Annotated in this window: 11 protein-coding genes; 6 read left to right on the top strand and 5 right to left on the bottom strand. The window is 62.7% G+C overall.

What is annotated here, in order from left to right; all coding sequences use genetic code 11:
• Positions 1 to 15: 15 nt before the first annotated feature.
• Together B8746_RS03765 and B8746_RS03760 are read right to left on the bottom strand one after the other, a co-directional pair.
• Positions 16 to 930 (bottom strand): LysR family transcriptional regulator, encoded by a 915-nt coding sequence (locus B8746_RS03765; RefSeq protein WP_084391897.1) that lies wholly within the window; start codon positions 928 to 930, stop codon positions 16 to 18.
• Positions 931 to 1,003: 73 nt separating this feature from the next.
• Positions 1,004 to 1,621, bottom strand: a complete 618-nt coding sequence (locus tag B8746_RS03760; protein WP_084391896.1) for a S24 family peptidase — start codon at positions 1,619 to 1,621, stop codon at positions 1,004 to 1,006.
• Positions 1,622 to 1,686: 65 nt separating this feature from the next.
• Here B8746_RS03760 and B8746_RS03755 point away from each other — a divergent pair, with 65 nt between their 5' ends.
• Entirely contained in the window at positions 1,687 to 2,073 is a 387-nt protein-coding gene (locus tag B8746_RS03755) for a DUF952 domain-containing protein (RefSeq protein ID WP_198943696.1), read from the top strand.
• Positions 2,073 to 3,188 (top strand): quinone-dependent dihydroorotate dehydrogenase, encoded by a 1,116-nt coding sequence (locus B8746_RS03750; protein ID WP_084391894.1) that lies wholly within the window; start codon positions 2,073 to 2,075, stop codon positions 3,186 to 3,188. Before B8746_RS03755 ends, B8746_RS03750 begins: the two co-directional genes overlap by 1 nt.
• 115 nt (positions 3,189 to 3,303) lie before the next feature.
• On the opposite strand, the gene B8746_RS03745 is transcribed toward B8746_RS03750, so the two are convergent.
• Positions 3,304 to 4,620, bottom strand: coding sequence for an MATE family efflux transporter (locus tag B8746_RS03745; protein ID WP_084391893.1), 1,317 nt, complete (start codon positions 4,618 to 4,620; stop codon positions 3,304 to 3,306).
• Between the two features lie 59 nt (positions 4,621 to 4,679).
• On the opposite strand from B8746_RS03745, the gene B8746_RS03740 reads away from it, so the two are divergent.
• The 4 genes from B8746_RS03740 (at position 4,680) to B8746_RS03725 (ending at position 10,915) form a co-directional block, all read left to right on the top strand.
• A complete protein-coding gene (locus tag B8746_RS03740) occupies positions 4,680 to 5,585 on the top strand; it encodes a histone deacetylase family protein (protein WP_233123903.1) in 906 nt (301 codons plus the stop codon).
• Positions 5,586 to 5,669: 84 nt separating this feature from the next.
• Entirely contained in the window at positions 5,670 to 7,388 is a 1,719-nt protein-coding gene (locus B8746_RS03735) for a tetratricopeptide repeat protein (protein WP_084391892.1), read from the top strand.
• Positions 7,389 to 7,444: 56 nt separating this feature from the next.
• Positions 7,445 to 9,286 carry a DNA helicase RecQ gene (gene recQ / locus B8746_RS03730; protein ID WP_084391891.1) on the top strand — a complete coding sequence of 614 codons (1,842 nt, stop codon included), beginning with the start codon at positions 7,445 to 7,447 and terminating at the stop codon, positions 9,284 to 9,286.
• Positions 9,287 to 9,361: 75 nt separating this feature from the next.
• Positions 9,362 to 10,915: a bifunctional GNAT family N-acetyltransferase/carbon-nitrogen hydrolase family protein gene (locus B8746_RS03725; RefSeq protein ID WP_084391890.1), complete on the top strand. Its 1,554-nt coding sequence runs from the start codon at positions 9,362 to 9,364 to the stop codon at positions 10,913 to 10,915.
• A gap of 9 nt (positions 10,916 to 10,924) precedes the next feature.
• On the opposite strand, the gene B8746_RS03720 is transcribed toward B8746_RS03725, so the two are convergent.
• Both B8746_RS03720 and B8746_RS03715 read right to left on the bottom strand, forming a co-directional pair.
• Positions 10,925 to 11,344, bottom strand: a complete 420-nt coding sequence (locus B8746_RS03720; RefSeq protein WP_084391889.1) for a PaaI family thioesterase — start codon at positions 11,342 to 11,344, stop codon at positions 10,925 to 10,927.
• On the bottom strand, positions 11,341 to 11,856 hold the full coding sequence (locus tag B8746_RS03715; protein WP_084391888.1) for a PaaI family thioesterase: 516 nt from the start codon (positions 11,854 to 11,856) through the stop codon (positions 11,341 to 11,343). Before B8746_RS03715 ends, B8746_RS03720 begins: the two co-directional genes overlap by 4 nt.
• Positions 11,857 to 11,903: the final 47 nt, after the last annotated feature.

The raw sequence follows: 11,903 nt of genomic DNA, 5'->3' as shown, positions 1-11,903 counted from the left end.
TGCATGGTGGGGTGGTCAGCTAGCGCGAAGTTGGATGCTTTCTCGCTTGATCGCCTCGACCTCGGTGGTGAGGAAGTCGCGAAAGGCGGCAATCCGCTTGGAGCGCTTGAGGTCACTTGGATAGATGAAATAGAGGTCGAAAGTCGGTCCGGTATGGTCTGGCAGCACCCTGACCAGACGGGGCGACGTGCTCGCCATATAGTCCGGCAGGTCTGCAATGCCGAGACCAGCCTCAACCGCGCGCAGCATGGCCGGAACATTGTTCACCGACAGGCTGGCCTTGCGCGGCAGCGTGTCGTCGCGGCCGACCCTCTGGGCCCAGCTCATCGCATCCAGCATCGATTTCTCCGTGCCATAGCCGATGATGCGATGATTATCGAGATCCTGCGGCGTGCGCGGGGTGCCGTGGCGTTTCAGATAGTCCGGCGTGGCGTAGAGATTGGTCGCGACCGTGCCGAGTTTGCGCTGGATCAGGTCTGATTTTTCAGCCGCCCACAGACGGATCGCGCATTCCGCTTCCAGCTTGAGGAGGTCATAGGTCTCCCCGTCATCAAGTCGCAGATCGACGCGCATGTTCGGATTGGCATTGATGAAATTTCCAAGGCGCGGCACCAGCCAGGTTGACCCGAAGGCGATGGGCGCCGTTACGACGAGGTCGCCCTGGGCAACATCCTGCTGGTCGCGCAGGGCGGCATTCGCCATTTGTGCGGCTGACGACATGTCCATGGTCGAGCGGTGCAGCGTGTGGCCGGCATCGGTCAGCACAAGCCCGCGCGCATGGCGCTGGAACAGCGAAACGCCGAGCTGTTCTTCCAGAGCCGAAATCTGTCGCGAGACAGCAGACTGGGAAATACCCAGCCGTTCACCGGCGGCGGTGAGGCTGCCCGCTTCAGCGGCAGCGTGAAAGGATTTCAATTTGTCCCAGTCCATCTGATCTCACGGTTTGCACACCGACTACCCCAAGGGCAAGCGGATAATGTGCTGCGCCTGCGAAGGCTATTGACTACTGACTGACCCAGAGAATGCGCGCAATCCAGAGGATGTCGCCCGGTTTGAACTGACGTGTCGGGTGGTCGCGATTGAGTGAAATCAGCTCCACCTGCTTCTCTGTCTGCCGGCCAAGTACCTTCGCCATTACCTCGCCATCCACCGTCTTGACGACCACCCGGTCACCCTTGCGAACCTGCGCGCCGGGCGCAACAATGATCCGGTCACCTTCGCGGTAGGCGGGCTCCATGCTGTCGCCGGAAATCTCGAGGGCATAGACCGGTTCGTCGCCAAGACCGGGAAACCGCACTTCGTCCCAGCCGCCACCCACCGGAAAGCCGCTATCGTCGAAAAAGCCATCCGCCCCCGCCTGCGCAAAGCCGATCAGTGGGGCGGTGGCACCGCGATAGCCTTCCACGAGGGCGGCGAAATCATCCATGCCCGCCCCGACAGCTTCGAGGGCGCGAGCGATGCTTTCGGTTGACGGCCAACGCGGGCGGCCATCCTTGCTCTCACGCTTGGACGGGTTGAAACTTGTCGGGTCGAGACCGGCCTGCTTGGCAAGGCCCGACGCGCTGAGGCCATTCTTCTCGGCCAGCAGGTCAATGCCGCGCCAGACCTGGGCATGTCGCATCGGAATGTCTCCGTCTGTCCTGCTTCTTCCTATCATGGGAATAAATACCTAGCAAGCCTGACATCTTGCCGACTCGGCAAAAGCCTGTTTCAAGCCAGCGCATGCTTATCGAGACCTATGTCTACAAGATCCTCGGCGCTGGCGATCATGCGCGCGCGAAAGAGCTCGGCCACACCGATACCGATCTCGATGCACGAGACGGCTATGTGCACCTGTCATCAAAGGACCAGGTCGCCGAGACACTGGCGCTGCACTATGCGGGCCAGCAGGGCGTCCACCTTTACGAATTTGTGCTGGAGCGGTTCAGCGGCGATGTGCGCTGGGAGGAATCGCGCGGCGGCCAGCTCTTTCCGCACCTCTACGGAACGCTCCGTCTCTCGGCAGCGAACCGTCACTGGGCGCTCGCAAATGATGTGGTGGGCAATCCGGTCCTTCCCGAGGAGCTGCGCTGATGTCACTTGCTGATCTTGGGACGAGGATTGTCCGCATGCTGCCGCCGGAAGCGGCGCACCTGGCCACCATAAGGGCCCTGAAAGCCGGGATTGGCCTTCCCAATGTCAGCGCCCTGCAGTGGAACACGCCGGTCACCCTGCCCAAGGCAGGCCTGAAGCTGTTCAACCCGGTCGGCCTTGCCGCCGGCTTCGACAAGAATGCCGAAGTGTTCGGTCAGATGCTCCGTTTCGGTTTCGGCTTTGTCGAATGCGGCACGGTCACACCGCGCCCGCAGACCGGAAATCCCAAGCCGCGCCTCTTCCGTCTGACTGAAGACATGGCCGTCATCAACCGGATGGGCTTCAACAATGAGGGCCTGCGCGCCTTCACCGCCCGCATCCGTCAGGCCGACAAGCGCCTTGCCCCGGTGGGCGCAAATGTTGGGGCCAACAAGGACAGCGAAGACCGGATCGGCGACTATGAAGCCGGGATCGAAGCGGTCTACCCTTACGCCCACTACATCACGATCAACATCTCCTCGCCCAATACGCCGGGGCTTCGCGGCCTGCAGGACAAGGGCGCCCTTCAGGAGCTTCTGGAACGCTGCGGAAAGATGCGGGATGTGGCGCACCTCTCCTGGAAGCAGGAAATGGGCGAGGAAGGCCGTATCGCAGAGGCGATGACGCCCAAGCCTGTCTTCCTGAAAGTTGCGCCAGATCTCGATGAGACGGCCATTCGCGACATTATCGACGTGGTGCGCGGGCCCGGCAAATGGCTCGCCGGCCTCATCATTTCCAATACGACGCTCGAGCGCCCGGAGACGCTGAAAAGCGAGTACAAGGGCGAGACGGGCGGGCTATCGGGCGCGCCGCTTTTCGAGAAATCAACAGAAGTTCTGAAGCAGTTCGCGTCCGACTTGTTCGGCGAGTTCGACCTTATCGGTGCTGGCGGTATTGCGAGCGGCGCAGATGCCTATGCCAAGATCCGCGCGGGCGCCCATGCCGTGCAGCTTTATTCTGCGCTGGTCTATCACGGGCCGGGGCTGGTTGCTGACATTAATGCCGATCTCGCAAAAATGCTGAAAGCGGATGGCTTCAGCTCTGTCGCGGATGCTGTCGGCGCTGATCTCAGCTGATCGCAATATGCATTGTACGGATCCCACGGCGTGTCCGTGGGATCCATCTCCTGACAACTGATGCGCGGATGTCTGCAGTGATGGGCACTACGGACAAGCCGTGGTGAACCTGAAACTAGGTCTGGGAATGCTGTTCGGTGGACGTCTTTCCAATAAGAGACGGCAGGTACAGCCCAAGCGCCGCTGCGCGCCAGGCATACATCGTCAGGAAGGCCGACCAGACGCCAACATTGCCGAAGGCGGGCCTGAGCGCGAGATCGGTCGCGACATAGAGCAGGCAGGACGCCACCCCCGCATTGCGCAGCGCCTTGCCTTGGGTTGCGCCGAGGAAGAAGCCATCGAGCTGCCAGGCGGGCAGGCCAAGCAACGGGATCACCGCGCACCAGGGCAGGAAGGCGAGCGCGACCGCGCGCGCTTCAGGATCAGACACGAAGCTCTCGATGATGAGGCCGCCTGTCAGGAAATAGGTGAGCGAGATCGCCGCTCCGAAGGCGAAAGCCAACTCGGTCGTGACCCGCATGGCGCGGATGAGGCGCGCCCGGTTTCGCGCGCCATAGGCCTCGCCAATCTCTTTCTCCGCGACGAAGGCAAAGCCATCCAGCACGAAGGCCGAGACGCTGACAAATTGCAGCAGCACTTCATTGCCCGCGAGCTCTGCCGTGCCGAGGCTCGCGCCGGAATTCACGAACCACGCGAAGCTGAACAGCAGCGCGAGCGTACGGATCAGGATATCGCGATTGGCATTGATCAGCGCCGAAAGCCGCGCGCGGTCGAACAGGTCTTTCGAGCGCGTGAGACCGCCGCGCACCAGGATGAGGCCGAAGCCAAGCGACACCCATTCGGCAATCGCGGTGCCGGCACCGATGCCCGCCGGGCCCCAGTCGAGGCCGGCCACGAACCAGATATCGAGGCCTGCATTCACGCCGTTCATCACGATCTGGAAGGCAAGCAGCTGGCCTGTTCGCCCCGTGCCGAGCAGCCAGCCTGTGATGCCATACCCCATCAAGACTGCTGGCGCGCCCCAGATACGCGCATCGAAATAGGCGCGCGCCAGCGACTTGACGTCTTCAGTCGCCGAGAAGGGCTGGAAGACGATCAGCTTGAGCAGGGGCGACAGCACCAGAATGGCGAGGCCGAGCGCCCCGCCCAACAGCAGGGCGCGCTGCAGGGTGGATTGCACTTCAACCCTGTCATCGGCCCCTGCGGCCTGCGCCGTGAGCCCCGTCGTCGACATGCGCAGGAAGCCGAACGCCCAATAGAGAAAGCTCATCACGACGCTCGCCACGGCCACCGCGCCAAGGTCCACCTTGTCGCCGTGCACGCCCATCACGATCGTATCGACAACGCCAGTTGTCGCCGTCGCCGCCTGCGCCAGCATGACGGGAACAGCGAGGTTCAGCACCTTCGAACGGGAGAGCATTGCGCCAGCCATGCTTCGCTCTAGGCGGCGTAGCTTGGCTTGACAATCGGGCCCGCAGGCGCACTTGCAGGATGATGTCCCTGCCCCTTGTCCACCATGCCGATTATGACGCCGCCAGCGTGCCGGATGGCCATCGTTTCCCCATGCGCAAATATTCGCTCGTGGCCGATCTGCTGCGTGAGCAGGGCGAGACGTTTGTTGTCCCGGCCCATGCGTCTGAACGCTGGCTCCACCTTGCCCATGACCCGGCCTATGTGACCGGCGTCCTGACCTCCTCGCTGGATGCGAAGACGGCCCGCCGCGTCGGCTTCGAGATGACGCCTGCCATCGCGGCGCGCACGCGGGCCTCGGTCGGCGGAACTTGCCTCGCGACAAGGCTGGCGCTGGAATACGGCGCGGCCGTCAATCTCGCGGGTGGCAGCCATCATGCCGACTATGAGGGCGGGGCCGGCTTCTGCGTGTTCAATGATGTTGCTGTGGCCGCAAGAGTGGCACTGAATGAGGGGCTGGTGCGCCAGGTGGCTGTCGTCGATTGCGATGTCCATCATGGCGACGGCACGGCGCGCATCTTCGCCGGCGAGTCGCGCGTCTTCACCACCTCCCTGCACTGCGACGATAACTGGCCGCGCGAGAAGCCACCATCTGACCTCGATGTCGGTCTCAGCAAGGGCGCGGGCGACATGCCCTATCTCGGGGCGCTCCGCGCCATGCTGGACGAGATGTTCGAGCGCACGACCCCTGACCTGATCTTTTACAATGCCGGCGTGGACCCGCATGCCGATGACCGGCTCGGCCTCCTCACCCTCAGCGATGACGGCCTGAAGGCGCGCGACCGCATGGTGGTGGAGGCTTGCCGCGCCCGGTCCATTCCTGTCGTCGGTGTTCTGGGCGGTGGCTATTCAAAAGACCCGATGGCGGTCGCGCGGCGCCATACATTCATGGTCGAGGCGCTGCAAAGATCCATGGAATTGGCCTGACGAGCTTAGTCTGCGGGCATTTTCGTGGTAAACACCCTGCCTGGGTCGTTTGAGCGCTGTGGGGGCGCCGGGTGGGAGAAACCAATGAGACTTTTGACGTCGAGCGCCATGGCGGCGCTCCTGCTGAGCGCGTGCGCAACCTCTTCAACCGAAGACCTTGCCCCGGCCATCGCGCCGGAGCCTCCGGCAGCTGAAGGCGAATACGAGACGGCCAGCCTTGCCGAAAAGGCCGGTGCGCCGCTGTTCGAGGGCATGGGCGATTATCACCGCACCATCTCGACCAGCAGCGAGGACGCCAACAAGTATTTCGACCAGGGCATGGTGCTGGCTTTCGGCTTCAACCATGCCGAGGCGATCCGGTCTTTCCGGGCAGCCCAGACACTCGACCCGGACTGCGCCATGTGCTTCTGGGGCGAGGCGCTGGCGACCGGGCCGAACATCAATGTGACCAGCAAGGGCAAGGCGGTCATGGCCGATGCTGACCGTGTCGCGGCCCGCGCCGCAATCGACAGGGCCATCGCCCTGAAGGCCAATGCCACCACGCAGGAGCAGGCGCTGATCGATGCGCTGTCGACTCGCTATAATGGCGACCCGTCCACCCCGCGCGAACCGCTCGACATCGCCTGGGCCGAGGCCATGGGAGACTATGTCGAAGCCTATCCGCAAGACGATGACGCGGCGGCTATCTATGCCGAGGCGTGGATGAACACCATGCCGTGGGATTACTGGTCCGCCGATGGCGAACCGAAGCCGGAAACGGTGGAGGTCATCAAGGCGCTGGAGACCACGATTGCCCGCTCGCCGAACCATCCGTTGGCGCTGCACCTCTACATCCATGCGGTGGAAGCGTCGGCAGACCCCGGCCGGGCAGAGGATGAGGCTGACCGGCTCTACACGCTCGTGCCGGGCTCAGGCCATCTCGTGCACATGCCGGCCCACATCTTCTGGCGTGTCGGGCGCTATGACGACGCCGCAGAAGCCAATGTGCAGGCCGCGAATGTGGACGAGGACTATATCGCCCAGTGCAATGCGCAGGGCTTTTATCCGGCGCTCTACTATCCGCACAATATCCACTTCCTGTGGGCGGCAGCGAGCATGGGCGGGCAGAGCGAAGTTGCACTCGAAGCGGCCCGGAAAGTTGCCGACAATGTGCGCCTTGAGCAGATCGAACAGTTCCCGACGGTCGAATTCTTCAAGACGATCCCGGTGCTCGCGCATGTGCAGTTCGGCAAGTGGGATGATATTCTCGCCATGGATGCCCCGCCTGCAGAGCTCGATTTCTCGAATGCCATTCATCACTATGCCCGCGGCGTGGCGCTCGCCCGAACCGGGAAAGCAGATGAGGCCGCCGGTGAACAGGCAAGGCTCGCCGCCATGAAGGACAGCGTGCAGGTCAGCTTCCTCGACACGAATGACTACCCGGCCAGCACGCTGCTCGGCATTGCCGATGACCTCCTGCAGGGCGAAATCGCGATGGCGCGCGGCATTCCGAACACCGCCGTCGCTCACTTCAAGGATGCCGTCGCCAGCCAGGACACGCTGCCCTATATGGAGCCGCCCTTCTGGTATTATCCGACACGCCAGTCACTCGGCGAAGCGCTGCTCGCGGCGGAGCGGTATGATGAGGCCGAAGCGGTCTACCGGCGCGACCTTGTCGACTATCCGCACAATGGCTGGTCGATGCACGGCCTGATGAGCGCGCTCGACGCCCAGGGCAAGACCGAGGAAGCCGCCGAAATGCGGGAAATGTTCCACCATGCCTGGTCGAAGGCGGATGTGGAGCTCACCGGCTCGCGCCTCTGAGGGAAAACGCAGTCCGCCATTGCGGGCAGGTCCCGACTCCCGGCAGGGTCTGGGAGATGAGCGCTGCCCGCAAACTGCCTGCCGATGAAACGCCGCTGGACCTTCTCAAACGGGTCTATGGCTATGACGCGTTTCGCGGTCTGCAAGACGCGGTGATCGGCGATGTCATGGCCGGCAAGGATGTCCTGGCCGTGCTGCCGACAGGCGGCGGCAAATCGCTTTGCTACCAGATTCCCTCCATCCTGCGGCCGGGTGTCGGCCTCGTCGTCTCCCCGCTGATCGCGCTGATGGCGGACCAGGTCGATGCGCTGAAGGCGCTTGGTGTGCGGGCCGAGCGGCTCGACTCCTCCATGTCCTATGAGGAAAAGTCCGCCGCGCTGGAAGCGGCGGCACGCGGCGAGATGGACATGCTCTATGTCTCGCCCGAAGCGCTCGCCAATGGCATGGGCCAGCGCGTGTCCGGGCTCAATGTCTCGCTGATTGCTATCGACGAAGCGCACTGCGTCAGCCAGTGGGGGCATGACTTCCGGCCCGATTATCGCGCGCTTGGCCGCCTGAAACAGCTCTTTCCCGGTGTGCCGCGCATCGCTGTCACGGCCACCGCCGATGAGCGCACGCGCGACGACATCCTCACCCAGCTCGATCTTACCGCGCCCGAGACTCATGTCGCGAGTTTCGACCGGCCAAACCTCACCCTTGGGGCCGAGCCAAAGACAGGTGGCAAGTCAGACCGCGTGGTTTCGCTGGTCAAAGCGCACAAGGGCGAAAGCGGCATCGTCTATGCTGCCACCCGCGACGGGACCGAGAAGCTGGCCGAAGCGCTGGAAAAGGCAGGCGTGCCGGCGCTTGCCTATCATGCCGGGCTCGACTCTGAGCTGCGCGCCGAGCGCCAGCGTCGATTCCTGCTCGAGGACGGCCTCACCATGTGCGCCACGGTGGCGTTCGGCATGGGCGTCGACAAGCCGGATGTGCGCTTCGTGATCCATGCCGACCCGCCAAAGACGCTGGAAGCCTACTGGCAGGAAGTCGGCCGGGCTGGGCGTGATGGCAAACCGGCCGAGGGCTATGCGCTCTACGGTCCGGCAGACCTTCGCCGTTCGATCAGCTGGACGATGGAGAGCGACGCTTCAGAGGAGGTGCGCCGCGTCCAGCTCAACAAGACGCGCCAGCTCTTCGCCTTCTTCAATGGCAATGACTGCCGCCGCGGTGCGGTGCGGCGCTATTTCGGCGAGGCCAAGGTTGAGCCGTGCGGCGTCTGCGACAATTGCCAGCGCGAACCCGGCACCGGCTATGACGCAACGAAATTCGCGCAAATGGCTGTGTCTGCCGTGATCCGCTGCGGGCAGCGCATTGGGCGCGGGCGCCTGATCATTCACCTGACCGGCCAGGCCAGGGACGGGTTCGACGAAGACCTTTCGCAACTCTCTACCTATGGCATTGGCACTGATCTTTCGAAGCAGGGCTGGAACGCCGTGTTTGATGAGCTGCTCTTCTCCGGCCTGCTGGCCGAAAGCGGCGAGGTAATGCGCCCCGTCATCATCGTGCCGGACGCCGAGGAGGCGAAGGCGCTGTTCCGCGGCGAGCGCGAAGTCTGGCTGCGCGAGGACCCGAACCAGCGCAAGTCGAAGCGCGCCAGGCGCGGGTCGGCATCGGCTGTGTCGATGGACCTTTCGGAGCGCGACCGCGCCCTGTTCGATGCGCTACGCACCTGGCGGCTGGAGACGGCCAAGTCCAAGGGCGTGCCGCCCTATGTCATCTTCCATGACAAGACACTCGCCGCCATCGCACAGGAGCGACCCTCCGGCGAGGACAGCCTGCGCGCGGTTTCCGGCGTGGGCGAGAAGAAAGCGAGCCGCTACGCCGCTGAAATATCGAAACTTGTTTCAGACGCAGCCTGATTGGAACACTTGTCTTCCGGCTCCGTTGCCCTTTCATTGAAGGGGTCTAGCCATATTTCGTAACAAGAGGGTCTGATGACAAGCCAGAGAAAAAAGGCGTCCATCGTCGTGCGCAACGCAACGCTCGAGGATGTGCCGAAAATTGCCGCGCTTGTCATCAAGGTCTACAAGAACCCGGCCGATGGCTACACGCCGGGTATGTTGCGCGGCCAGATCTCCTCCTTCCCCGAAGGCCAGTTCGTCGTCGAATATGAAGGCGAAATCGTCGGCTATTCGGCGAGCTTCATCGTCAAGGAAGAACTGGCGATGAGCCCACATGACTGGATCGAGATCACCGGCAATGGCTATGCCGCCCGCCATGACCCTGAAGGTGACTGGCTGTATGGCATGGACGTCTCGGTCGACCCGGACATTCGCCGCCAGAGGATCGGCCAGCGGCTCTATGATGCACGCAAGCAGCTCTGCGAGGAATGGGAACTGAAGGGCATCGTGTTCGGCGGCCGTATGCCGGGCTGGCGGCGCAAGCAGAAAACCTGGCCCGACCCGGAAGATTATGTACGGGCCGTCAAGGAACAGAAGGCAACCGACCCGGTCATCCGCTTCCATATTCGCGCAGGGTTCGAGCCGATTGGTGTGCTGCGCAACTATTTGCCGGATGACGCCGATTCCGGCGGGAACGCCACGCACATGGTCTGGCGCAACCCATATGCCGAGGAGCTTCCGCAGAAGCAGCGCATCGTCCAGCACGTCAAGGAAGCGGTTCGCGTGGCGACGGTGCAGGTCCAGATGCGGGCCGTGAAAAGCTTCGAGGAGTTTATCTCCAATGTCGAATATTTCGTCGATGTCTGTTCGGATCGCCGCGCCGATTTCGTGGTGTTCCCGGAACTCTTTACCCTGCAATTGCTGGCCTTCGAGGAGCGCAAGCTTTCGCCTGCAGAGGCCATCGAAGCTCTGACGCGGTTTACACCACGCTTCATCAAGGAAATGCGCGAGCTCGCCATTTCCTACAACATCAACATTATTGGCGGTTCTCACCCGACCCGGACCGATGACGGCGATATCCAGAATGTCGCCTATGTCTTCCTTCGCGACGGGTCTGTGCATGCGCAGGAGAAAATTCATCCGACACCGGACGAACGCCACTGGTGGAACATCAAGGGCGGTGACAGTGTCGATGTGATTCCGACAGATTGCGGGCCGATCGGCGTGCTCATCTGCTATGATGCAGAGTTCCCGGAACTTGCCCGCCGCCTGACCGATGAGGGCGCGCGCATCCTGTTCACACCGTTCTGCACCGATAGCCGGCAGGGCTATCTGCGGGTGCGCTATTGCTGCCATGCCCGCTGCATCGAGAACCAGCTCTATGTCGTGACGTCCGGCTGTACCGGAAACCTGCCCAATGTCGAGAACATGGACATCAACTATGCCCAGTCGGCCATCCTGACGCCGTGCGACTATCCCTTCGCGCGCGAAGGGATCGCGGCCGAGATTGCCGAGAATGTCGAGGCGGTGGTAATGGCGGACCTTGACCTCACCGACCTCGCCGTGGCCCGTTCCGAAGGCACGGTCCGAAACCTTCGTGACCGGCGGTTCGATCTCTACCGGGTCAAGTGGAATGACAGCCGCTGACGGGCGGTCTCAGCCGGCATCCGAGACCAGAAAGTGCGCCTGCAGGGCGGTGACGGTCTTGGTCGGGTCGTCGCCCTGCCAGGCTTCGGCGCGCACGCTCGCCATGCGCTGGCCAAGCTTGTGGACAATGGCGCGGGCATAAAGGTCTTCGCCTTTGGCCGAGCGCAGATAGTCTACCGTGATATTAATTGGCTTCGGCGGCTGCTTCATCTCTGATTCCAGGAACACGCCGGCGATGGCGGTCAGTTCGAGGAAAGCGCCGGTGCAGCCGCCATGCAGGGCGTTGATGGCAACATTGCCCAGGAACTTGTCCTGGAAGGGCAGAGTGGCGATCAGTTCACCGTCTTTCATCTCGCAGCGCATGCCGAGAAATCGCGCAAAAGGCGTGCGGTCGAGAAAGGTCTGCACCTCGGACAGGCGCGTCTTCATGACTGGCCTCCCAGCAGCTTGCTGGCCATTTCCATGGCGGCGTTGCCGCTCGCCCAGCGTGAGATGTCATTCAGCGCAAAGGTGCCGGCGGCCGTCGCAATCACCTTGTCCCTGCTCTCATGATAGGCCCAGGCGTGCGTGAAGGCGACATTGCGGGTAATGTGATAGCACTCGGCCTCAGCGAGGATGTCGCGCCCTTTCTCTGCCGGACGCATATAGTCGATGCGCAGGTCGAGCGTCGCCATCGACTTTGGCCTCGTCAGTGCGGTGTTGATGCAGACGCCGCACAGATTGTCGAGCAGTGCTGTCAGCACCCCGCCATGAATGACTCCAGTGTCCGGGTCACCGACAAAGTCTTCGCGCCATGCCACTTTCGCAAACGCGCGGCCCTTCTCCAGCCGCGTGAGCCTGAGGCCCAGTGCCTGCGCCCACGGGACCGATTCCATGATACGCGAGGCGTGCGCCTGCATCACTTCGAGCAGCATTTCGTTCTGGCTTTCCCCGGTGCTCATATGGCGGATTCCTGCTTACGTTATGTGAAATTGACGAATAGCGAAGC

This window comes from Henriciella pelagia (assembly GCF_002088945.1).
GTDB classification, from domain to species: Bacteria; Pseudomonadota; Alphaproteobacteria; order Caulobacterales; family Hyphomonadaceae; genus Henriciella; species Henriciella pelagia.
Note: the sequence above shows the minus strand (reverse complement) of the source record. Positions and strands in the feature narration are given on the sequence as shown.